Below are 21,829 nucleotides of genomic sequence, written 5' to 3'. Positions count from 1 at the left end.
TCTCAGAGGTCCACCACGTTCCGCTTGATCAGATCGCGGCGCATGGCGTTCCGGACGGAGCGATTCAGGATGTTGTGGATCAGCTTGAGCGAGCGTGTGCTGAGTGTCTCGGTCTTGCTCGCCAGCCATCGGTCTACGTCTTCCACCGAGAGGTCACGAAGCTTCCGCTTGCCGAGAGCAGGAATGATGTGGGTGTCCGCGTACCAGGTGTAGGTCTTGATGGTCTTGGCGGCGCGCCCCTTGAGCCCGTGGGTCAACCAGTACGTCACGGCCTCCTTGACCGTGTAATTGGTCGGCGCGATGGCCAGGCCATCCTCGTGATCCCTAAGGACTTCCTTGAGCTTGCCCAGGGCTTCGGCCTTGGTCTTGCCGCTCCCGCGCTTGACGATGCGCTTGCCGTCGGGGGCGTAGCCGAGACTGGCGGTGGCGATGTAGCGCTGGCGCTTCTCATCCCAGTGGATGCCACCATCTCCTCTGCTTCGTCGCTTGGTCATCAGGCTGCTTCCTCTGCTTCCTTCTCCAGGAGGGCGATGTACTGGCGGATGCCGTTGGCGGTAATGAGGCGGGCGCGGCCCTGCTTGACCGACCGCAGGCGGCCCGTACGGATCTGGTCGTAGATCAGGCTCCGGCTGAGCCTGAGTAGCTGCATGGCGTCGGTGATGCGGTAGAGCTGGGTGTCGTCAGGCCCTGGGGTGTTCATGGGTGCGGGTGCTCCTTGTCAGGGACAGTAGAGACACCAGGCAAGGTCGGGTGTCCCTCTTGATTGGGTGCGTTGGTGCTGGTCAGAACCGATTCAGGAACACCAGGGACAGCGGGGACACGTCCCGGGAACGGTGTCCCTGGCAGGCGGTAGCGTCCGGCGGCGTCCACGCAGAGCTGTCCGTCGGTGACCATGCGGGGGCAGGTCTTGCGCACGTTCTCGTGGGATAGGCCGGTGCCGTCGGCGATGGCCTTGGGTGTGGTGTTCGGGTTAGCCCTGAGGTAGCGCACGATGGCCGCGCGGGTATCCGGCAGGGTGTGATCCTCGGGTGGGCCGTCCAGCAGGTGCCAGACTCCGGCGGCGGGTTGGAAGGCCACGGCGTACTCGGCTTCCTCCACGTCCCGCCCGGTGACGTGCAGTACCCCATCGGCGGTGCCGCGTGCCCATTTGAGTACGAGTGTGGCGTCTGCGGCACCGGCCAGGCCGTTGGTGCCGGAGACCTGCTCCAGGGAAGTCGTCAGAGCGCATCTTGCGGACGTGGTGGACCAGGACGACGGCCACGCCGTAGGTGTCGGCCAGCCGCTTGGCGCGGCTCATGGCGGTGTAGTCGGCGTCATAGGCGCACAGGCCCGGCGGAGTGGTGCCGCGTACCTTGGCGAAGACGTCGATGACGACCATGCGCGCCCCGGGGTTGCGTTCCAGCCATCGGGCGATGGCGTCGTCTCCGCCTTGCGGGAGCGTGGGGCAGCTCGTGGCCAGGGTGAGGTCACGGGGCGCGGCCTGCTCTCCCAAGATCTTGCTCATGCGGGACTGGAGACGTCGTGGGGTGTCCTCCAAGGCCAGATAGAGCACCGGGCCTGGCTCCACGTCGATGGCCTCCAGAGCCTTGCCGCCCCCGGCGACGGCGATTGCCGTACCGAGTGACAGCCAGCTCTTGCCGACCTTGGGCGGTCCGGCCAGCAGGTTGAGCCCTTCGGCGATGACGCCGGGCACTGCCCAGCGCGTCTCTGGGAAGGTCATGGCCATCAGCTCGTCAGCGGTCCACGAGGTGCGGAACGGCGTTGCCGTACCGGCGCCGGCCACGTGGACGGCAGGCTCCCACGGACTAGCCTGTCACTTTCACGCTGGCGTTAGTCCTGGGAAGAGCCGTCGTCAGGCCGAATTGCGATCGTGCTTACGGTCCCGTCGCCCCAGACGGTGGTGTTGATCAGCGTCCGCCCGTCGAGGGACACCATGGTGAACTCGGGTACGAAGCGGGTCGTGAATAGTCCGGCCATCCAGCTTCGGAGCTGATCTACCTCGCTTCTGACCAGGTCCCAGTCATCGAGGAGTCGCACGCGGACCCACGCCCTGTGCGCGTCCCGCTCGTCTGGCTCCTCGTCTGGTGCGTAGGTGACGCCAAGCACGAACTCTCGATCTTCGTTGAAGAGCCCGTATTCCGTCGCCATCCGGAACCAGCCCGCATTGACCTTGTCGGGCATGTCTGCAGCGTCGACCTCGGCTATCTCGTCCGAACGAGAGTCGAATCGCCCGTCCTCGGCCCCAGCGCTGGCAGGCCCTCCCAGCGGCACCGGAGGGCGCCGGACTTCCGAGGTCTCGCGTTGGATGAGACGGAGTCCCGCAGGCGCGAGCAGAGCAGTCATATCGGCATCAGAGAGCGGCACAGGCGCACGCTAGCCGCAGGCCAAAGCCCACGTTCACTAGATCAGCAGATAGACAAGATCGACCGATATTGACACCCGTGTCGGCGTATGGATTCCGGTGCAGAGTCGGGTACGCCAAATGTGCAGAGGTCGGGGGCGCGAAGCATTCGGGACGCTGCGATGGCGGCCGGCCCGACGACCCAGGTCCGCTACTCACGATGAGTAATCGGTGGACGTGGGCTAGCGCCCGGATCGCGGCAGATCCGCATGGGGCAGAATGTGCCGATGACGATCTCCGCTGACGACTCCGGTCCGGTCCGGATTGTGACGGCCGTTCTTCGCGACGGCGATCGGGTGTTGCTGTGTCATCGAAGCGCCGGACGCCGTTGGTATCCCGACGTGTGGGACCTGCCGGGCGGTCATGTTGAGGAGGGGGAGGATCCGAAAGAGAGCCTAGTCCGCGAGCTTCGGGAGGAGTTGGGAATCACGGCATCGGAGCCGTCCAGCCCGCCGATGCATGAGATCCGGACCGCGACGTTCGACATGCAGATCTGGTTGATCGACAGGTGGACCGGAACACCCGTCAACGCCGCGCCGGACGAGCACGACGCTGTGGCGTGGTTCGAGACGTCCGACCTTGACAGCCTGCGTCTCGCCCACGAGTCGTATCTCTCGATGCTCACCGCCGTGCTCGTCACGTGACGTCGCTCCGGAAGCCAGGGGTGCGCGCTCATCGGCAGATCCGGACACCACCGGGGCTCGGCGAACGTCACTGTGTGTAGTCGATGATTTCTGTGTGCGGGCGGCGGCTCGACCATCAGCTCGCCGCTGAGCTTGCGGATGTCGATGGCAGCTGTGTACTCGGTGGCGTACGCGGCCCTGCACTGCAACTCGTACGCCGACAACCCGTCAAACATGTCCTGGGACTGATGCGTCAAGCATCTCCCGGGACAGGACAATCAGCCCGACGTCGTGTGTGAACTCACTTGATGCTTGACGCTTTGGCCTCGGATGATGCTTGACACTCCTAGCCGATCTTTCGCTTCTTAGTATGCGCGGTGGACTTGATCCGAGTGATCTCCTGGGTAGTGGTCCGGGGCACGATGCGGAGGGGTTCGCCGTTGTCGTGGATGGTGATGTGCGTGTCGTCCACGGTCACCTCCAAGATCTTGCGGGCGTGGACACGGCCGATCTGGATCTTCTGCCCGACGACTTGGAAGCCGCCGCGGCTGGAGACCACCCGTTGAACGGTCACCGGTTCGGTGGGCGAGACAGGTGGTGGTCCGGCTCGTCGGGCGCCGCGCAAGCTGACGCATTCGGCCAGCGGGAGCGGGCAGGCAACAGCGCGCAGGAGCAGGCGTTGATCGTTCATGATCCAACGGCATTGGACGCCGGGGCCGTGCCGGACGTAACCGTCGACGGCGCGAGGAAGACGCGGCGGTCGGCACAAGCGTGTTCTCGGTCAGCACCTACGGAAGCGAGCCGTTTCGATACGCGTGAATTGACGGGCGAGGAAACCCGGCGAGGCGATAACCCCAGGTATTTCTCAGTAAAATATCCTCGCGAATTTCAGAGCACAGCAAAACCTGGCATTCCGCGGTTCCGGGAGATTGACGCCGGGGATACCGCGAAGGTGGGACATAATTGACTATGCATCTATATCCGGCGATATGAGTGGCAACGTCGCACATCCAGTGGTTTCACGTTGCTTCGGTCAGTTCAGGATAAAAATGCTCTGGATCGGGTTTCAGCACGTCGGCGCAGTCGAGTCCAGCCACGGTCGGCGCTGGTGGATGTGCCGGAGCGGCCTGTCACCTTTCCTTCAAACTTGATCAGGAGGAGGCTTGTGTACCCGGCGCAGAAGACCGACCTGGACCACCAGTTGGCCGCGGACCTCGCCTGGCATCCCGCCGGCCCCGCTAAACAGGCGGGCATCCAGGCCGGTGCCAGGCGCCCGCGACATCCTCGCCTTGCGCGCGCACGACGGCGCGGACGCCACCCCGCCCTACACCACCACCGGCAAACCCGGCGACTACCGGCCGACCCATCCGGACTTCAAGGCACCGGAGTTCACCCACTGGGGCAACGTCACCCCATTCCTGCTCCATACCGGCCACCAGTTCCGTGGGTAACCCGGCGTGCTGTCTCACAGTGTCGATGCCGATTCGCGCTGAGTGGATCGGCACTCCAGCCATCGAGAGGGACATGAGTATGAGTCACGATATTCATCCCCGCATACCGCGCCTACCGGCCCTGATCGGCGCACTTGCTCTGGTCGCCGCTTGCGGCGGCTCGCCGCACCGCGGCCCGGCGTCCGCCGGGATCACCCCGGGCGCCGGCCAGAACCTGCCCGGCATGCCCGGCGGCACCGGCTCGGCATCTGCCATCCCGGAGATGCCCAACACGGCCACAGCCGCACCCACAGGCAGCGCGCCGGCCACGCCGGTGGGCCCGAACTCCGTGACGATCAAGAATTTCGCCTTCCATCCCGCTGTGCTGACCGTCAAGGCAGGCACTACGGTGACCTGGACCAACCAGGACCCTGAACCGCACACCGTGACGAGCCAGGGCCAGGGTCCGCTCCGCTCCTCCGCGCTGGCGTCCGGTGCCCGCTACCCCTACAAGTTCACCACGCCGGGCACCTACAAGTACCTGTGCAGCATCCACCCGTTCATGACTGCCACTGTGACGGTGACCCAGTGACCGGCCCTATCGATCCGCGTGAAGCCGAGCCGACGCCGGAACACGGGATGTCTCGCCGCCAACTGCTGCGCCACGCCGGCTGGTTTGGCGCCGCCGTGGTCTTGACGGTGGCCGACGGCCAAGTGATCAGCAGCATCGCAGACAGCCAGGACAGCGCCGCCGCACAGGCCGCCGCCAACTCTGGCGCGCTGCGGTTCGTGCAGATTTCCGACAGCCACATCGGCTTCACCGGCGCCGCCAACACCGACGTGACCCGAACGTTCACCGAAGCGCTCAATCAGGTCAACAGCCTGGGCTTCCAGCCCGACTTCGTCATGCACAGCGGCGACCTCACCCACCTGTCCACCCCGGGCCAGTTCGACCAGGTCAAGCAGATGTTGACCGGCCTGCGTACCGGTCGCGTCTTCACGGTGCCCGGGGAACACGACTCGATCGGCGACGGCGGACATGCGTACCGGCAGCGATTCGGCGCAAACACCCTCGGCGACGGCTGGTACAGCTTCGACACCCATGGCGTCCACTTCATCGCTCTGGTCAACACCCTGCACCTGGAGCATCTCGGGCACCTTGGCACCGACCAGATCGACTTCGTCCGCAAAGACGTCACTGGTCTATCGGCTGATACTCCCATCGTGGTGTTCAGCCATATTCCGCTGTTCGCCATGTACCCGGCCTGGGGCTGGGGCACCGATGACGCCATCAAGGTCCTAGGCCTGCTACGCCGCTTCTCCTCTGTGACCTGCCTGAACGGCCACGTGCACCAGCTGTTCACCAAGACCGAAGGCAACGTCACCTTTCACAGCGCCACCACCACCGCCTACCCGCTGCCCAAACCGGGCATCGGGCCGGGACCCCTCCCGCAGGTGGTACCAGCCGGCCGCCTCAAGGACGCACTGGGCATCCGCACTGTCACCTACCGTAAGGGCGTAGGCGGCCTGGCCGTCACCGACCACAAGCTGGCATGAAGGCGTCCGCGGCCCTCGCGCCCGCCTGAGCACGGCCGCCGCCATCGCCGTCAGCGGCTACATCCACGCCGACCTCTGCCTCAACGGCGGCTACCGGCACATCCACATCATCGGCACGGCGTTCCTGCTCCACGCCGGCGGCGCTTTCGCCGTCACCCTACTGCTGCTCGTCAGCGACTCGGCCATCGTCAGGCTCGGCGCCGCCGCCGTGGCCCTGGGTGCGCTGGGCGGCTTCACGCTCTCCCGCGCCATCGGGATTTTCGGGTTCACCGAGCACGGATTCACCCCCTCCCCGCAGGCTGCGATCAGCGTGATCGTCGAAGTGGCCGCGCTGCTGCTGCTCGCGGCCTGGCAGCTGGCCATGCGCAAGCCGGCGGAGGGCCTCACGGGTGCCGAATAATCATCCATACTGGTCACGCCGCATGTCGATACTCGTGGCGCGTGCCGCTGTCGATCTTGCCACCGGATGTCAAGGGCGGGTGAACTGGTATCCCGCGCGAGTTTCTGGTACCGAATAGAGGCCACCTGCGGCTGGCTGGATCGCACCGTCGGCGCCTACGCATGAATTGACGGGCGACGAAACCCAGCGGGGCGATAACCCCAAGTATTTCTCAGTAACATAATCCCGCGAATTTCGGGGCACAGCAAAACCTGGCATTCCCCGGTTTTCGGGAGATTGACGCCGGGGACACTGCGAAGGCGGGACATAACTAGTTGAACTACGTTGAGCGGGCTGTTGTGGCGGCGCGACAGCCGAGAATACGCAGGGATCGGAGGAACGTGGGAGCAAACCACAGGATGTCACCAGCCCGCCCGGCTGGGCTGCGGCTGACAGCAGCCGCCGCCCTCGCCCTCGCCGTGACGGCAGCCCTGTACGCGTTCGGCCGGATACACACACCCGACTACGTCACCAGCCTGTTCGGACACTACGGCAACAACGCGAACCTCCTGAAGGCCCAACTCGGCACCGCCCTGCTGGGCCTGGCCCTCTACCAGCTCATACTGGCGCTTTGGATGTACCGACGGCTACCCGGCGCCGGCGCCGCCCCCCGCCCGGTACCCCTCGCCCACCGCATCGGCGGAGCCGTGCTGTTCGCGCTATCCCTACCCATCGCGTACCACTGCATCACCGCTTACGGAATAGAGACGTACAGCACCCGGGCCGCCCTCCACTCCCTCGCGGGCTGCTTCTTCTACGGCGCATTCGCCGCGAAGGTACTCCTCGTCCGCAGCCGGCGCCTACCCACCTGGGCGTTGCCACTCGCCGGTGGCACCCTGGTCACCCTCATCGCAATCCTGTGGTCCTCAGCGGCCCTCTGGCAGCTGACCCAGCCCTAGCAGTCCCCCACAGACGCGGCCGCCCGTCAAGGACCGCGACGATGCCGTCCAAAGATTTTGGACGCCACCGGCCGAGCGCCGGTCGCCCTGTACGGGCCCGTCATCAGCCGAAAGTCCTCATCGATCACGCCCGGTGATCTCCGTCGCCGCTCGGGCGTCCGCATGTGGCGGCTGGCGCTATCTGATCACCGGCGGCGGGGAGGTGATCGCCAGCGCCGAGACCGCACAGGCCCCGGACGGCACCCCTGAGCCGGCGCAGTTCACCGAGGGCCGGTTCGTGGCCGCCACCGCAACCGCCGTACAGTCTGCCCGGGCACTGCCGCAACTGGAGAAGGCCGCCTTCGAACTGCGGCTGCTCCGGATCCCCGCGCTGTACCTGATGGCGCTGTGGCTGCACTCGCCGGCCACCGACCTGCTGGTGCCGCTGGCCCCCTCACCGATCGGCAAGGAGGGCCAGATCGTGCCGCCGGCACAGCTGTTCGGCGACCTCGCCCGTCAGGCCCGTGCCCGCTCGGCGGCCGCACCTCGCCGGTCCGGTGATAGCGAACCGCCCACTCCCTGATAGATCGGGGCCCTGAACGGCAACGGAACGGCCAGTGACGGTGATGGGCTGAAGCCCGCCGAGTTTCCGCCACTGGCCGTTCGAATGTGTGTCAACCCGAAAACAACCTTTTCGCCACCAGCCTGAGCCTGAATCCACGGCGTGAATTTGTGATGGTTTCTCGGCCCAATTTCTCCATGAGGACCGTCGTCGCGGGTAAGAGCTCTGTTTTCGGTGTGGGAGGCTCGCCGTGCGCGGGTCGCGGCCTGTCCGGGTGATGCGAGTTCGGGGGGCGGGGTGGCGCTGTGGGCGCGGGGGTGACCATCGTGGTCGTCAGTTCGGGGTGGTGACCAGAAGTTTCGAGTAGGTCAGGCCGCTCGAGCGGTGGGCGGGTCCCGGGTGGTGGTGAAGACGTTCATCCAGGCCTGTTGCCAGCGCACGGCCCGGCCCGGCGTTTGAGCGTTCGCCCGAGTGTGATCAGCTCGGTCAGGGCCGTGGGCAGGCGTGCACGGATGCGACGGATGCCGCTTGAGCGGGTACGGCTACCGCGGATACGGCCGCGGCCGTTGCCACGAGGCCTGCGAGTAAGAGCTTCATCAGCTTCCTTGATCGGGGGGATATAGCAGGGAAAAGAGTAAGAGGGTGGTGTTGGCGTGATAAGGGATGTCTCGTAACGATCCTGTACAGACACTCAAGTGATGGTGATAGCCCTCGATGAAGGCGGGCGGGATTGTCCGTATTTCGGGTCAGGGTTGGTCGAGGTGGCCATCTCCAGGCAGGCACGCTGCGGCGGGACATCCAGGGCACTGGTGCTGTCCCACGCTGGCCGAGCAAGACGTGTAAATGCACGTCAGCAGATGATCGCACGTCGCGGGAGCTTCCCTGCGGATAAGAAGACCGGGCTCCCCCTGTTCGTGCGGCAGAGCCTTGAGGGCGGTCACGCACCGGGTGGGGATGCGCAGGGATCGCCGTGACTTGACGGTCTTGGTGTCCCCGGACTGACGGATGGAGCACCACACGTAAGATGGCGAACTGCTCAGTTCGCGCGTTGCCAGGGCCGCGGAGTTTGGCAGGGGTGTGGTTGCGTTCGCACCTATCCCGGCGTGGGTGACATGCGGAAGGTCCGCACGACTGTGGTGCCCTGGTAAATTCCCACGGTCGCCCGCTCCGATAGGGCGCCTACAAGGACTAGCCCCGAGGGTGACACTTCCTGCTCTGCTGGGCCGGTCGCGGTTTCGCACACGACGGACGTGATCGAGGCGCCGACGAAGAGTTCCATAAGGGTGAGCGGCATGCCGCGCCCTGCGTTGGTGTCGGCTTCCGATAGCCAGGTTTCGGTGGTCCCGAGAATGGCTGCTTCCGCATCGTGTGGTCGCTCGGTGAACACGTTCGGATAGCCGCCGGCTCCTGACCCGAGGTCCAGGTCTCGCCAAGTACCATGCGCCTGCCGTACGGCGATAGCGATCTCAGAAGCGAAGGTCTGGTCTCTCCGGTGTCGGATCATGAGTACTGCTGCGATGGATGACGACGAAGACAGCCACCGCGCAACGGGGACGGATTCCCCGAGCTGAGGAACCCGGCCCGTAGGGGCGCTGGGGCTGTCGAGCACCAACGAGATGAACTCGGTCACTGGCATGAGGACATGGTCCTACGGACCAAAACGCATGGAGATTTCAGAAGGTGAGCTAGTCCGGGCCGCCAGACGTTGAGGCTTCCTTCAGTGCGGCCGTGGCCGGACACCTGAGCACTTCGACCGCGCGGTCGAGCGTGTCCGGTCGGGCTGTGTAGGGCAGTCGTAGCCAGTGGGTCAGGGTGCCGTCGGGGGAGAAGGCCGGGCCGGGCAGCAGTTCCACGCCCGCGGCGGTGGCCCGCCTGACCAGCGTCTCCCCGGACGTTCCGTGGAGCCGCAGCCACAGCGCGAGACCTCCCGGCGGGAGCGTGAAGGTCCAGTCGCCGCCCTCACGAAGCCGGGCGGCCAGGTGGTCACGCTGGCCGCGCAGCTCGCCGCGGCGGCGCTCCAGCAGTGCATCGAGGTGGGGGAGCAGCTCGCAGGCCACGAGCTGCTCCATAGGCGGCGGCGCGCACATGCCGCTGAGCGGGTCCGTGAGCAGCTCCCGGACCAGTGCGGCCGGGCCGCGGATCCAGCCGATCCGCAGGCCGCCCCACACGGCTTTGCTCAGCGAGCCGACGGTCACCGCATTGCGGAGGCGGGGCTCGGGCACGGGAGCGGCGCGGAGGTCGATGTCCCGCATGGTCTCGTCGACGATCACCGTGACCCGGTGTTCGGCGGCCAGCTCGGTGACCGCCCGCCGGGTCTCCTGGTCCATCAGCGCGCCCGTCGGGTTGTGGAAGTCGGGTACCAGGCAGGCCACGGTGCCCGCCGCGGCTCGGAACGCGGCCGCGAGCTGCTCCGCGTCCCACCCTTCCGTGGTGACCCGCACCGGCGACATGCGGACACCGAACCGCCGCAGCACGGCGAGCGTGCCGAAGAACGCGGGGTTTTCCACGACCGCTCTGCGGGGCGCGAGATGCGCGACGAGCAGGGTCAGCGCGGCGCGGGCGCCGGAGGTGACCAGGAGCTGCTCCGGCCGGGTGGGCAGGCCCTCGGCGGTGTACCGGCCGGCGATCAGCTTGCGCAGCTCAGGCAGTCCCGCGTCCGGCTCCCCGCTTTCCAGTAGCAGCCGCGCCGACCTGTCCAGGGCGCGGTGCATGGCCTCGGTGTAGATCTCGCGCGGCGCGGCGGGTACGGCGCGGCGCAGGTCGACCGAGTCCCGCCGGTCCACGGACGCGGGCGCGTAGCGCTCGCCCAGGTGCGGCGGGAGCCGTACGGTGCTCGCGCTGCCCTGCCGGGTGACCAGCCAGCCCTCCTCCCGCAGCCTGGACAGAGCGGTGACCACCGTGCCCCTGCTCACCCCGAGCTGCGCGGCCAGCTGCCGTTCCGACGGTAGCCGGTCACCGATCCTGACCCGCCCATCGAGTACGGCGTCGCGGAACGCCTCCGCGAGGGAGTCGGGCAGCGGGGTCGCGGGTCGTCGCCATCCGGTGAACATTGGTCCAGTTTGTCATGATTGGACTAAAGGTTCGCGCTGGCTGGGTTCTACCGTTGCTGTATGGATTCCCGACTCAGTGCCGATCTTGCCCGTGCCCCTGAGCTGCTCGAAGCCGCCCGTGGCTACGCCGTACGGATCCTGGAAGGTCTGCCGGAGCGGCCCGTCGCGCTGCCGCCCGTGCGGCCGGAGCCAGATTCGCTGCCCGTGTCCGGCGCCGGGGCCCTCGGCGCGCTGGAGGCGTTCGCGCAGCGGTGGGAGCCCGGGTTCGCGGCCAGCCCTGGGCCTCGCTACCTGGGGTTCGTCACCGGCGGCAGCACGCCTGCGGCGCTGGTGGGCGACTGGCTGACCGCCGTCCTCGACCAGAATCCGACGAGCGGCCTCGACTCCTCCGCGCCCGACCTGGAACGGGAGACGGTCGGCTGGTTGCGCGAGCTCTTCGGCCTGCCCACGGAACAGCAGGGCGCCTTCGTCAGCGGCGCGACGATGTCCAACTTCGTCGGGCTGGCCGTCGCCAGGGAGTGGCTGGGCGAGCGGCGCGGCATCTCGGTGGCCGAGCAGGGCGCGGCGGCCCTGGGATCGGTGCGCGTCCTGTCGGGGAGTCCGCACTCCAGCATCGGCAAGGCACTGTCCATGCTCGGCCTGGGCCGCTCGGCGCTCCAACGCGTGGACGTCCTGCCCGGGAGGGAAGCGGTCGACGTGACCAAGCTGGCGGCGGCGCTGGCGGAGCTGGGCGGCGAGCCGGCGATCGTGGTGGCCAACGCCGGCACCGTGAACACGGTGGACTTCGACGACCTGCGGGCGATCGCCGCCCTGCGCACCCGCTTCCCCTTCTGGCTGCACGTGGACGCCGCCTTCGGCGCGTTCGCCGCGCTGTCACCGGAACACGCGGACCTGGTCGAGGGGCTCGGCGACGCCGACTCCATCTGCGTGGACCTGCACAAGTGGCTGAACGTGCCCTATGACAGCGCCGTGCAGTTCACCCGGCGCCGGGACCTGCAGACGCGGATCTTCCAGAACTTCGCCGCCTACCTTGGCGAGCTGGGTGAGGAGCCGGACCTCGTACACCTGACCCCGGAGAACTCCCGGCGGCTGCGCGCGATGGCCGCCTGGTTCACCCTGGCCGCCTACGGCCGCGAGGGCCATGCGGAGATCGTACGGCGGGACGTCGCCATGGCCGCCAGGCTCGGGGAGCGGATCGCCGCGATGCCCGCCTACCGGCTCCTCGCGCCGGTCACGCTCAACGTCGTCTGCTTCACCCTCGCGGCCGACCCCGGGGGCATCGGCGAGGTGGCCCGGAAGATCACCGAGTCCGGCGAGGCGTTCCTGACGCCGACCGTTTACGACGGGGTGCCCGCGCTGCGCGCCGCCTTCAGCAACTGGCGCACCACGGAAGCCGACGTCGACAGGGTGGCGAAGATCCTGGAAACTGCCGCGGTGCCGTCCTCTTCGCCTTGATCAATGACGGAGCAGGACGTCGAGTTCGCTGAAGGCTAGTGAGCCGTTCATTTCCGAGAGAGTTCCTGGGCCGAGTAGTTCCGCCGCGGCTCTGCGGGCCGCGGTGTAGGCGGTCTGTGCCAGTCCGGTGCCCAGGCTGATCCTGCGCACCCCGGCCTGCGCGAGCTCGGTGACACTTGGTCCACCGGCGACGGCCATCGCGTTGACCGGCAGTGGCGACTCGGCGCAGAGAGTGTTCAGCACGTCTATATCGAGCAGGCCGGGAACGAAGATGCCGTCGGCTCCCGCCTCGGCGTATGCCGCCGTACGCGCGATCACCTCGCCCAGCCGTACATCGGATGGACCGATCGCGAACAGGAACCGGACCTCCATCGCGGCTGGGCCCACCAGGTACGCCCTCGGCTCGCAGCCGCAGGTCTCGATTGCGGGTGGCTGGCCGACATGATTCCGGCCATCGGGCACCTCCCCGACTTTCTCAACCCGACGACCGCATCCCACAAGCTTTCCGATGAACTGGCCGCCATCGAGCCACTGACCCCGAGCAGGTACGGCGGGACCTCGACCAGCTGGCCGCCGAGCGTGACGGCCGGTTGTCCACCCGGTTGCGAAGCCTTCATCGGACCCCTCGCACCTACCTGCCTCGGATCGTGGCGGAGATCGAGGTCTACTGGCAGCTCGCGATAGCGCCTTACTGGGCCAGGATCCGCTCGTTGCTGGAGGCGGACGTCTTCCACCGCGGCCGCCAGGTGGCCGAGCACGGTACGGCCCAGACGCTCGACCAGCTGCACCACACGGTGCGTTGGGTCAACGGCAGCCTCCACCTGGTACAGCGGCACTGCGCCATCACCAGGATCGAGACCGGAGCCGGGCTGCTCCTGGTGCCGTCGGCCTTCGCCTGGCCGCGGGTGCTGACCCGGTCCGTCGGGTCCGAGCCGCCTCAACTGGCCTACCCGGCACGCGGGATCGGCACGCTGTGGGAACGCCGGACACATGCGGGCACGGAAGCCCTCGCAGCCGTGATCGGCCGATCCAGGGCGCTGATCCTGTCCGAACTGGACTCGCCCGCCTCGACCACCGAACTCGCGCAACGGTCGGGCCTTTCCGCGGCGGGCGTGTCCCAACATCTCGCCGCACTCCGGGCCGCCGGCCTGACCAGCACCCACCGAGCGGGCCGCTCGGTGTTCTACGCCCGCACCGACCTCGCCGACGCCCTACTCACCGCGCAAACATGAAAACCCGATCGCTCCGACATCCGATGTGGGGTGGTACGCCGAGGCGTACCGGAGGTCGTGAAGCCGCGAGGCTGCCGAACGGGAAGAGGGCTTCGTTAAAAGGGGGCACCATCCCTAGAACGACGAACATGGCGGAGTGGACGGCTGGGAGCAGCGTTAAGCCTGCTCGGGGGGCTGCGGTAGCCAGCGGCGGACGGCGTCGATTGTGGTCTCTGGGGAGGTGTTGAAGCAGCACCGGATTCCGGGGGTGGTCGAGATCAGTGCGTTGATCAGCCGTTCGAAGAGGAGGGTGTGCTCGGGCGCCATTCGCACACCGCCTCCGATCATGGCCACGCTGAAGTGTCCTTCGGACAGCCGGTCACGGACGGTCTTCTCAGCCGCGTCCGGGTCAGCATCGACCAGGCAAGTTTCCGCGTCGAAGCCAGCCGCCCGCACAGCCGCGAAACCCTGCTCGATCCGAGCGGCAAGCGTCGCCTCATCAAGGTCCGGATGGTTGCTGAGGTCGACCGCGCTCGCGTGCAGGCCGATCATGAGGATCTTCGTCATTTCATCGCTCCTTGCAAAGTGACGGCTCAATCCGCTGCTCCGAGCGCGTGCTCGACCGAGTGCGACGGCCGAGCACGCGCCTGAGGTGGATCAGCGTTGCGCCTCAAGCTCGGCGTGAACGCCCAGGACGGCCTGACCGGCAGGGCTGGCCCAGTTGTCGGCGAGCTCGGCCAGCAGCGGGCGGGTGGTGTTGAGTACCGCGCCGGCGCGTTCCATACGGCGCAGCGCGATCTCGTCGGAGGCCGAGCTGAGTGACCCGGAGGCGTCCACGGCAACCTGGACTTCGTAGCCGTCGGCGAGCGCGCTGAGGACCGGGTAGACCACGCACACGTCGGTGGTCACACCTGCGACGATCAGCCGGCGGCGACCGGTGTTCTTGACGGCGGCGGCGAAGTTGGGGTCGGCCATCGCGTTGACGACTCCGGTGCGCTGGATCCGCGCGACGTACTCCGCCGGCATGATCTGCTCAAGCTCGGGGATCAGCGGCCCCTGCACCTGGTCCTCCATGCTGGTGGTCAGTACGGCCGGCATGCCCAGCGCCTTGACCGTCTTGGCCAGGCGGACGGTGTTCGCCCGCAGTTCGGCGTGATCGGCCGAGCCGACCCAGCCGATCGTTCCCACCTGGTGGTCGATCAGCAGCACAGCGGCGTCGTCCGGGGTGTAGGGCACGTAAGTCATCTCAAGCTCCTGTTAGCAGGTGATCAGCGGGTGTTCCCGCGCCATTCACTCTGGTTCAGGGCGGATCACCGAACAACGCCGCAGCCTGGAACAATCGTTCAGTCAGGGTGAACGGTAGAAAGGCGCAGAGGTGGGTCTGGAACGGCATGAGATCGAGGCGTTCCTGGCCCTGGCCGAGGAACTGCATTTCGGCCACACCGCGGAACGGCTGCTGGTGTCGCGCTCGCACGTCACCCAGACCATCCAGAAGCTGGAGCGGCGAATCGGCGCCCCGCTGTTCGAACGGACCAGCCGCCGGGTGACCCTCACGTCGATCGGACGGTGGCTGTACGACGACCTGGCGCCGGCGCATGCGCAGATCCAGGCTGGGCTGGACCGGGCCATCGCGGCGGCCAAGGGGATCAGCGGCCTGCTGCATCTCGGGTTCGCCGGAGCGGCCGCCGGGCAGGTGGCACTGGAGGCCGTCACCACGTTCCGCGGCCGCCACCCCGACTGCCAGGTCCGGCTGCATGAGCTGCACATGTCCGACTTCCTGCACCGGCTGCGCACCGAGGAGGTGGACGTGGCGATCGCCTGCTTTCCCATTAGGGAACCTGACCTGACCACTGGCCCGGTCCTGTTCACCGAGCAGCGCATGCTGGCGGTCTCCGCCGGACACCCCTACAGCGGTCGCGCCTCGGTGACCCTGGAAGACCTGGCCCGCGACGCCCTCCTGCAGCCGCCCACCTCCCTGCCCGGCTACTGGCGTCTGGACCGGGCGCCGGGGACGACCCCTTCAGGAAAGCCCATCCGCCAGGGCCAGGTCACAGAGACAGCCCAGGAAGCACTCGCCCTGGTCGGGGCGGGCGCCGGGATGCTCGTCGTGGGCGCGCAGGCCGTCCGCTACTACGCCCGTCCCGATGTCGTCTACGTGCCCATTGACGACGCTCCGCCGTTCGAATGGGGGCTGATCTGGCGTACGACCGGCGCTACCGCCCGGGTCAACGCCTTCGCCCAAGCCTGCGTCCACGACAAAACCGCCTAGGCACCGTTTCCATGGCGGCGCCGTACACGATCACCTCGCAGCGGCTTGTTGGTCAGTGCTCGTCGCGACTCCAGATCTGAGTGCACCGAGGGAGGTCTTTGATGCCGCCACCTTCCGGGATCATGCCCCAGAGGAAGGGGATCAGGTACTGCGGTGCTTCGCCCAGGAGCGCGGCTAGTTCGTCCTCGGCGACACTGAGGGAGTACGGCGCGCCGGGTTGTCCCGAGTTCCATCCTTGTTCGACGGCCCGCCGGATGCATCCACTGACAAGGACGGGACGAACCGTGATCGTTCGCTGTCCAACCCAGTTGTCCGGCCGGGCGCAGGGGAGAGATACCACGAGGACGCTGCCCGGCTCCTCGGCTCGCTCGACGGCGAAGGTGAGAGGGCTCCAGTCGTTTCCCTGGCTGTAGGTCGGCTTGTGGCTGACACGCCAACGGAAGACGGTGGCATCGACGGTGATGAGCCGCGAGCCCTTCTTCGGCATCGCCACAGCTGCCTCCAAGAATCAGTGACGCGAGACGCCCGCAAGCGTAACCACCGCTCATCAACATGATCGAGCCGGCATGACGGCGGAGATGCCGTCCTGCGTGGCGAAACAGGTGACCAGACCGAGCAGGAATCGAGAAGCACCGGCCCCGAGCCACATCTAGCGTGACTGCCATGGGCATCACCATCCACGCGAGCTCACCGGTATCGTCCTGGCCACCGCCGACCTGGACGGTACCTTCGAGCGGGTGCGGGCCGGCGGCGCCGAATCCAGGAGCAGCGCTGACCTGAGAAGCGCGACCTGACGCGTGACGGCCGCCGGTTGATCTGACGCCTCGGCCGATACCGCCGATCAGGTAGAAATGGGACCGTTGCCGCGACCGCGCCGACGGAGGAGAACCAGACGTAGTGCTCGAAGCTGGTCAGCTCGAGCCAGGCGACGCCGACGAGACCGCGAAGGCGGTCCCGGCCAACAGATGGAGACACGATGAGTATTGCCCCGAGTACGGACACGCAGTCGCCTGCGCTGCACGCTGCCGACAGCCACGATCTGATCCGCGTGCACGGCGCGCGCGAGAACAATCTCAAGGACGTCAGCATCGAGATCCCGAAGCGCAGGCTGACGGTGTTCACCGGCGTGTCCGGCTCGGGCAAGAGCTCGCTGGTGTTCGACACGATCGCCGCTGAGTCGCGGCGGCTGATCAACGAGACCTACAGCACCTTCGTCCAGGGCTTCATGCCGACGCTGGCACGGCCCGAGGTCGACGTGCTCGAAGGGCTGACGACCGCGATCATCGTCGACCAGGCGCGGATGGGCGCCGACCCGCGTTCGACGGTCGGCACCGCCACCGACGCCAACGCGATGCTGCGCATCCTCTTCAGCCGGCTCGGGCAGCCGCACATCGGCTCGCCCCAGGCGTTCTCCTTCAACGTCCCGTCGGTACGGGGGTCCGGTGCGATCACCGTCGACCGAGGCGACAGCAAGGCCAAGACCGAGAGCCGGACCTTCAATCTCACCGGCGGCATGTGCCCGCGCTGCGAAGGCCGGGGCACGGTCTCCGATCTGGACCTCGCCGAGCTCTTCGACGACTCCAAGTCGATCGCGGAGGGCGCGATCACCATCCCCGGCTACAAGGTGGACAGCTGGTGGACCGTGGGGATCTTCCGCGAGTCGGGCTTCCTCGACCCGGACAAGCCGATCCGCAAGTTCACCAAGAAAGAGATGGACGACTTCCTGTACAAGGAGCCGACCAAGGTCAAGATCAACGGAGTCAACCTCACCTATGAGGGGCTGATCCCCAAGATCCAGAAGTCGTTCCTGTCCAAGGATCCCGACGCGCTGCAGCCGCACATCCGGGCGTTCGTGGACCGGGCGGTCACCTTCACCGCCTGCCCCGAGTGCGGTGGCAGCAGGCTCGCCGAGGGCGCACGCAAGTCGAAGATCAACGGGATCAACATCGCTGACGCGTGCGCGATGCAGATCAGCGACCTGGCCGAGTGGGTGCGCGACCTGAACGAGCCGTCGGTGGCGCCGCTGCTGGCCACGCTGGGGCAGACGCTCGACTCGTTCGTGGAGATCGGGCTGGGCTACCTGTCGCTGGAACGGCCCGCCGGCACGCTGTCGGGCGGCGAGGCGCAGCGCGTCAAGATGATCCGCCACCTCGGCTCCTCGCTCACCGACACCACCTACGTCTTCGACGAGCCCAGCGCGGGCCTGCACCCGCACGACATCCAGCGGATGAACGAGCTGCTGCTGCGGCTGCGCGACAAGGGCAACACGGTGCTGGTGGTGGAGCACAAGCCGGAGGTGATCGCGATCGCCGACCACGTCGTCGACCTCGGCCCCGGCGCCGGCACGGGCGGCGGCACGGTCTGCTTCGAGGGCACCCTCGAAGGGCTGCGGGCCAGCGGCACCATCACCGGCCGCCACCTGGACGACCGGGCCGCGGTCAAGGAGACCGTGCGTAAGCCCACGGGCAAGCTGGAGATCCGCGGCGCGACCCGGCACAACCTGCAGGGCGTCGACGTCGACGTCCCGCTCGGCGTGCTGTGCGTCGTCACCGGCGTGGCAGGGTCAGGCAAGAGCTCGCTGATCCACGGCTCCATCCCCGCCTCCGCGGGCGTCGTGTCGGTCGACCAGACGCCCATCCGCGGCTCGCGCCGCAGCAACCCGGCCACTTACACCGGCCTGCTCGACCCGATCCGCAAGGCGTTCGCGAAGGCCAACGGGGTCAAGCCGGCGCTGTTCAGCGCCAACTCCGAGGGCGCCTGCCCCACCTGCAACGGGGCCGGCGTCACCTACACGGACCTGGCCATGATGGCCGGCGTGTCCACCGTGTGCGAGGAGTGCGAGGGCAAGCGGTTCCAGGCCGCCGTGCTGGAGTACCACCTCGGCGGCCGCGACATCAGCCAGGTGCTGGCCATGCCGGTGACCGAGGCCGAGGAGTTCTTCGGCACCGGCGAGGCGCGCACGCCGGCCGCGCACGCCATCCTCGACCGGCTCGCCGACGTCGGGCTCGGCTACCTCACCATCGGCCAGCCGCTCACCACGCTGTCCGGCGGCGAGCGGCAGCGGCTCAAGCTGGCCACCCACATGGCCGACAAGGGCGGCGTCTACGTCCTGGACGAGCCGACCACCGGCCTGCACCTGGCCGACGTCGAGCAGCTGCTCGGCCTGCTGGATCGGCTCGTCGACTCCGGCAAGTCGGTCATCGTCATCGAGCATCACCAGGCGGTCATGGCACACGCCGACTGGATCATCGACCTCGGCCCCGGCGCCGGCCACGACGGCGGCCGGATCATCTTCGAGGGCACCCCGGCCGATCTCGTCGCGGCCCGCTCCACCCTCACGGGCGAGCACCTCGCGGCTTACGTCAGCTGACACTCCTGGACGGTCGCGGCTCTCGTGACGAACCGCGTCCGGGTCCAGCGTCCCAGGAGGCCGCGGCGTTCCAGTTCCAGAATGGTGAGGAGGGCGAGGACCGGCAGGAAGCCGCTGACGGCCGCACCCACGGTGAGGGCGAGGTACGGGGCGCCGGACCGGGCCAGCTTGCGGAGCGGAGGAGCCGGCACGCCGGTCGGCGCGTCGCGCAGCGCCACGTGTACGGCCGCCCTGCCGGGTGTGGCGCCGTCCTGCCGTACTGCCGGGATGACTACGAAGATGACCAGCCCGGTCATCGCGTACGACAAGCCGGGCAGGACGTCCCTCAGCAGGGCGTCCGCCGGCATCGGGCCACCTGTGACGAGCTGATGGCCCTGTACGGCGAGCAGCCCGAACACCGGCGAGGAGAAGAACCACACCACCCCGTCGAGCACCATGGCGAGCGCCAACCGGGCGGTGGTCGGCGGCGCGAGGTCCGGGCGGGGTGACGGCCACGGGTCCGGCAGCAGGCGGGCGGCCGGGCCGGCCAGCAGCCAGCCGAGCCCGGCGCCTGCCGTATTGATGATCAGGTCGTCCAGGTCGAACAGCCGGTACGCGCAGGGGTACAGGCCCCACAGGCCGGTGAGCTGGGTGAGCTCGATCGCCAGCGAACCGGCGAGGGAGAACAGAAGGGTGCGCGTGACGTCGAGCCGCTGGCGGTAGCGCAGGATGAAGCCGAGGGGTACGAACAGGGCGACGTTGAACACGATCTGCAGCATCGATCTGCTGTACAGCGTGGCGAGCAGACCCTGGCCGGCGTTCTCTCTGATCACGTCGAGGATGCTCGACAGCGGTTGCCAGCGCGGCGTGGCGAGGCTCTGCCGGATGGCGCAGAAGTCCGGCGTCACCTCGGGCAGGGGGAACAGCGTGAAGGCCACGACGCCGCAGGCGTACAGGATGAGCATCGCCGTGACGATCCCCGACCATCGCCCGATGCGCCCGAAACGCTGGTACTGGCGCGACACGAAGGGCAGCGACAGCAGCGCGATGGCCAGCGGGGCAAGCAACAGGGCGATTTTCGCCTGGGTCAGGTAGATCTCCACAAGCCGCAAAGTCTAACGAAAATGGACATATCACCATAAATCGCACACCTGTGATTCGCGACGCACCCGAGGTGGGAGGCCCGCAGGGCTGCGTGATCTCAGGTCGGTGATCAACTGGACATCGCCCCTCAGGAGGAGCGATGGTGGAACCTGGTTCCCCCCGACGCTGGTATCGAACGGGAGGAGCCTAGGTCGTGGACATGAAGCTCGAGGTTGTGGTGATACCGGTCGCCGACGTCGATCGGGCCAAAGGGTTCTACAAGGCGCTCGGATGGCGGGAGGATGCCGACTTCGCGACCGGCGACGACTTCCGGGTGGTGCAGCTGACCCCACCGGGCTCGGCCTGCTCAATCATCTTCGGCACCAGGGTCACGGCTGCCGAACCGGGTTCAGCGCAGGGCCTGTACCTGATCGTCAAGGACATCGAAGCGGCACGAGCCGAACTCGTCGACCGCGGCGCCGAGGTGAGCGAGGTCTTCCACGACGCGGGCGGGGTGTTCCCCCACGCAGGAACCGAAGGACGGGCGTCCGGCCCGGCTCCCGGCCACAAGAGCTACGGCTCCTTCGCCTCCTTCAGCGACCCCGACGGCAACGGGTGGCTCCTCCAGGAGATCACCACCCGCCTCCCGGGCCGGTGATCGAGATGCGAGTAACCTACGACTCCGCGGCCGACCTCGCCGAGACCCTACGCCGCGCGGAGGCCGCACACGGCCAGTACGAGGAGCAACTCGGCCACCCCGACCCGGACTGGCCGACCTGGTACGCGCAATACATGGTGCAAGAGCAGTCCAACACCACCTGAACACTGGGTGATCTAGCCGGGACCACCATCTTCGAACGCGGCGCCGAGCAAGCAGCATGCACCGCCGACAAGGAACAGGTCAGCAAGGTGACCTAGTCCGAGGCCTCCGGTGGGGTCAAGCGTCGGCGCCACTGGATCTCGGAGCCCTGTCGTACGTCGGTGGGAGTGAGGCCGAGGGCTGTGGCGACGGCTGCGGATGCGTCGTGGGCTGGGTGGATGTGGGCGATGAGGGTTTCCACTGGCCGGCGGTCCAGCCAGGTGGCGAGGCCGTGGGCGGCTTCGGTGGCGATGCCTCTTCGCTGCCACGGCGTCCCCACCACCCAGGCGATCTCGGCGATGGAGCCGTTGATCGTGGCCTGGACCGTCCCGGTCAGGCAGGCTTCGTCGCGGAGGCGGATCACCCAGTTCAGCCAGGTGACGGCGGGGTCGGGGGAGCCGGCGACCATGCGCTGATAGCGGGAGCGCAGGGCTTGCGGGGTGTCGGGAGTGCCGCCGATGAAGGTGTGCAGGGCGGGGTCGGACAGCACCGTGGCCATCTCCTCGGCGTGTTCGACGCGCAGGGGCAGGAGGTCCAGCCGTTCGGTGATGATGACCTCGGCCTGGATGCTGCTCACGCGGCTCCTCCCTGGTTACCCCGGCATTACCAGGTAACGAAAAAGTGCGATCTACCGGCTTGAAGTGCCGGCGTGCAAGCTGACTT

Annotated in this window: 26 protein-coding genes; 13 read left to right on the top strand and 13 right to left on the bottom strand. The window is 67.6% G+C overall.

Annotation, left to right across the window (positions count from 1 at the left end; translation table 11 throughout):
- Window positions 1–2: 2 nt before the first annotated feature.
- The 4 genes from ACIBHX_RS43980 to ACIBHX_RS43965 all read right to left on the bottom strand — a co-directional run bounded on the left by ACIBHX_RS43980 (window position 3) and on the right by ACIBHX_RS43965 (window position 2,181).
- Window positions 3–494 (bottom strand): hypothetical protein, encoded by a 492-nt coding sequence (locus ACIBHX_RS43980; RefSeq protein ID WP_397073897.1) that lies wholly within the window; start codon window positions 492–494, stop codon window positions 3–5.
- Entirely contained in the window at window positions 494–700 is a 207-nt protein-coding gene (locus ACIBHX_RS43975) for a helix-turn-helix domain-containing protein (protein WP_397073895.1), read from the bottom strand. The genes ACIBHX_RS43980 and ACIBHX_RS43975 overlap by 1 nt, the downstream gene beginning before the upstream one ends.
- 270 nt (window positions 701–970) lie before the next feature.
- Complete coding sequence (locus tag ACIBHX_RS43970; RefSeq protein ID WP_397073893.1) at window positions 971–1,783, bottom strand: AAA family ATPase; 813 nt, start codon at window positions 1,781–1,783, stop codon at window positions 971–973.
- Between the two features lie 47 nt (window positions 1,784–1,830).
- A complete protein-coding gene (locus ACIBHX_RS43965; RefSeq protein ID WP_397073891.1) occupies window positions 1,831–2,181 on the bottom strand; it encodes a hypothetical protein in 351 nt (116 codons plus the stop codon).
- Window positions 2,182–2,628: 447 nt separating this feature from the next.
- Between ACIBHX_RS43965 and ACIBHX_RS43960 the strand changes: the two genes are divergently transcribed.
- On the top strand, window positions 2,629–3,045 hold the full coding sequence (locus ACIBHX_RS43960; RefSeq protein ID WP_350811984.1) for an NUDIX hydrolase: 417 nt from the start codon (window positions 2,629–2,631) through the stop codon (window positions 3,043–3,045).
- Window positions 3,046–3,370: 325 nt separating this feature from the next.
- Here ACIBHX_RS43960 and ACIBHX_RS43955 read toward each other — a convergent pair whose 3' ends face one another.
- Complete coding sequence (locus tag ACIBHX_RS43955; RefSeq protein ID WP_397073889.1) at window positions 3,371–3,715, bottom strand: hypothetical protein; 345 nt, start codon at window positions 3,713–3,715, stop codon at window positions 3,371–3,373.
- Window positions 3,716–4,313: 598 nt separating this feature from the next.
- Here ACIBHX_RS43955 and ACIBHX_RS43950 point away from each other — a divergent pair.
- From ACIBHX_RS43950 to ACIBHX_RS43925, 6 genes are all read left to right on the top strand, one after another.
- Window positions 4,314–4,475 (top strand): hypothetical protein, encoded by a 162-nt coding sequence (locus ACIBHX_RS43950; RefSeq protein ID WP_397073887.1) that lies wholly within the window; start codon window positions 4,314–4,316, stop codon window positions 4,473–4,475.
- 79 nt (window positions 4,476–4,554) lie between these two features.
- Entirely contained in the window at window positions 4,555–5,046 is a 492-nt protein-coding gene (locus ACIBHX_RS43945) for a cupredoxin domain-containing protein (protein WP_397073885.1), read from the top strand.
- Window positions 5,043–6,011: a metallophosphoesterase family protein gene (locus tag ACIBHX_RS43940; RefSeq protein WP_397073884.1), complete on the top strand. Its 969-nt coding sequence runs from the start codon at window positions 5,043–5,045 to the stop codon at window positions 6,009–6,011. Before ACIBHX_RS43945 ends, ACIBHX_RS43940 begins: the two co-directional genes overlap by 4 nt.
- A gap of 208 nt (window positions 6,012–6,219) precedes the next feature.
- Window positions 6,220–6,411 carry a hypothetical protein gene (locus tag ACIBHX_RS43935; RefSeq protein WP_397073882.1) on the top strand — a complete coding sequence of 64 codons (192 nt, stop codon included), beginning with the start codon at window positions 6,220–6,222 and terminating at the stop codon, window positions 6,409–6,411.
- 398 nt (window positions 6,412–6,809) lie between these two features.
- Window positions 6,810–7,349, top strand: a complete 540-nt coding sequence (locus tag ACIBHX_RS43930) for a DUF6529 family protein (RefSeq protein WP_397073880.1) — start codon at window positions 6,810–6,812, stop codon at window positions 7,347–7,349.
- 133 nt (window positions 7,350–7,482) lie between these two features.
- Entirely contained in the window at window positions 7,483–7,911 is a 429-nt protein-coding gene (locus ACIBHX_RS43925; RefSeq protein WP_397073879.1) for a hypothetical protein, read from the top strand.
- Window positions 7,912–8,983: 1,072 nt separating this feature from the next.
- Here the strand turns inward: ACIBHX_RS43925 and ACIBHX_RS43920 are convergent.
- Window positions 8,984–9,520, bottom strand: a complete 537-nt coding sequence (locus ACIBHX_RS43920) for a hypothetical protein (RefSeq protein WP_397073877.1) — start codon at window positions 9,518–9,520, stop codon at window positions 8,984–8,986.
- A 55-nt stretch (window positions 9,521–9,575) separates the two neighbouring features.
- On the bottom strand, window positions 9,576–10,940 hold the full coding sequence (locus tag ACIBHX_RS43915) for a PLP-dependent aminotransferase family protein (protein WP_397073875.1): 1,365 nt from the start codon (window positions 10,938–10,940) through the stop codon (window positions 9,576–9,578).
- Between the two features lie 60 nt (window positions 10,941–11,000).
- Here ACIBHX_RS43915 and ACIBHX_RS43910 point away from each other — a divergent pair, with 60 nt between their 5' ends.
- On the top strand, window positions 11,001–12,395 hold the full coding sequence (locus ACIBHX_RS43910) for a pyridoxal phosphate-dependent decarboxylase family protein (RefSeq protein WP_397073873.1): 1,395 nt from the start codon (window positions 11,001–11,003) through the stop codon (window positions 12,393–12,395).
- Here ACIBHX_RS43910 and ACIBHX_RS43905 read toward each other — a convergent pair whose 3' ends face one another.
- Window positions 12,396–12,782, bottom strand: coding sequence for an isocitrate lyase/phosphoenolpyruvate mutase family protein (locus ACIBHX_RS43905; RefSeq protein ID WP_397073871.1), 387 nt, complete (start codon window positions 12,780–12,782; stop codon window positions 12,396–12,398).
- A gap of 203 nt (window positions 12,783–12,985) precedes the next feature.
- Here ACIBHX_RS43905 and ACIBHX_RS43900 point away from each other — a divergent pair, with 203 nt between their 5' ends.
- Window positions 12,986–13,627, top strand: coding sequence for a DUF5937 family protein (locus ACIBHX_RS43900; RefSeq protein ID WP_397073869.1), 642 nt, complete (start codon window positions 12,986–12,988; stop codon window positions 13,625–13,627).
- A 156-nt stretch (window positions 13,628–13,783) separates the two neighbouring features.
- Here the strand turns inward: ACIBHX_RS43900 and ACIBHX_RS43895 are convergent, their stop codons facing one another.
- Both ACIBHX_RS43895 and ACIBHX_RS43890 read right to left on the bottom strand, forming a co-directional pair.
- Window positions 13,784–14,173: a hypothetical protein gene (locus tag ACIBHX_RS43895; RefSeq protein ID WP_397073867.1), complete on the bottom strand. Its 390-nt coding sequence runs from the start codon at window positions 14,171–14,173 to the stop codon at window positions 13,784–13,786.
- Between the two features lie 90 nt (window positions 14,174–14,263).
- Window positions 14,264–14,851 (bottom strand): isochorismatase family protein, encoded by a 588-nt coding sequence (locus ACIBHX_RS43890; protein WP_397073865.1) that lies wholly within the window; start codon window positions 14,849–14,851, stop codon window positions 14,264–14,266.
- Between the two features lie 130 nt (window positions 14,852–14,981).
- Between ACIBHX_RS43890 and ACIBHX_RS43885 the strand changes: the two genes are divergently transcribed.
- A complete protein-coding gene (locus ACIBHX_RS43885) occupies window positions 14,982–15,875 on the top strand; it encodes a LysR family transcriptional regulator (protein WP_397073862.1) in 894 nt (297 codons plus the stop codon).
- A 52-nt stretch (window positions 15,876–15,927) separates the two neighbouring features.
- Here the strand turns inward: ACIBHX_RS43885 and ACIBHX_RS43880 are convergent, their stop codons facing one another.
- Window positions 15,928–16,368 carry a hypothetical protein gene (locus ACIBHX_RS43880; protein WP_397073860.1) on the bottom strand — a complete coding sequence of 147 codons (441 nt, stop codon included), beginning with the start codon at window positions 16,366–16,368 and terminating at the stop codon, window positions 15,928–15,930.
- 483 nt (window positions 16,369–16,851) lie between these two features.
- On the opposite strand from ACIBHX_RS43880, the gene ACIBHX_RS43875 reads away from it, so the two are divergent.
- Complete coding sequence (locus ACIBHX_RS43875; protein ID WP_397073858.1) at window positions 16,852–19,245, top strand: ATP-binding cassette domain-containing protein; 2,394 nt, start codon at window positions 16,852–16,854, stop codon at window positions 19,243–19,245.
- Here ACIBHX_RS43875 and ACIBHX_RS43870 read toward each other — a convergent pair.
- A complete protein-coding gene (locus ACIBHX_RS43870) occupies window positions 19,233–20,327 on the bottom strand; it encodes a VanZ family protein (protein WP_397073856.1) in 1,095 nt (364 codons plus the stop codon). The genes ACIBHX_RS43875 and ACIBHX_RS43870 overlap by 13 nt on opposite strands.
- A gap of 200 nt (window positions 20,328–20,527) precedes the next feature.
- Here ACIBHX_RS43870 and ACIBHX_RS43865 point away from each other — a divergent pair, with 200 nt between their 5' ends.
- Entirely contained in the window at window positions 20,528–20,965 is a 438-nt protein-coding gene (locus ACIBHX_RS43865; protein ID WP_397073855.1) for a VOC family protein, read from the top strand.
- A 5-nt stretch (window positions 20,966–20,970) separates the two neighbouring features.
- Window positions 20,971–21,129: a hypothetical protein gene (locus ACIBHX_RS43860; RefSeq protein WP_397073854.1), complete on the top strand. Its 159-nt coding sequence runs from the start codon at window positions 20,971–20,973 to the stop codon at window positions 21,127–21,129.
- 92 nt (window positions 21,130–21,221) lie between these two features.
- Here the strand turns inward: ACIBHX_RS43860 and ACIBHX_RS43855 are convergent, their stop codons facing one another.
- Window positions 21,222–21,743, bottom strand: a complete 522-nt coding sequence (locus ACIBHX_RS43855; RefSeq protein ID WP_397073853.1) for a GNAT family N-acetyltransferase — start codon at window positions 21,741–21,743, stop codon at window positions 21,222–21,224.
- Window positions 21,744–21,829 lie beyond the last annotated feature (86 nt).

Source organism: Nonomuraea sp. NPDC050536, assembly GCF_044457685.1.
Taxonomy (GTDB): Bacteria; Actinomycetota; Actinomycetes; order Streptosporangiales; family Streptosporangiaceae; genus Nonomuraea.
This window is presented reverse-complemented; position numbering and strand designations above follow the sequence as displayed.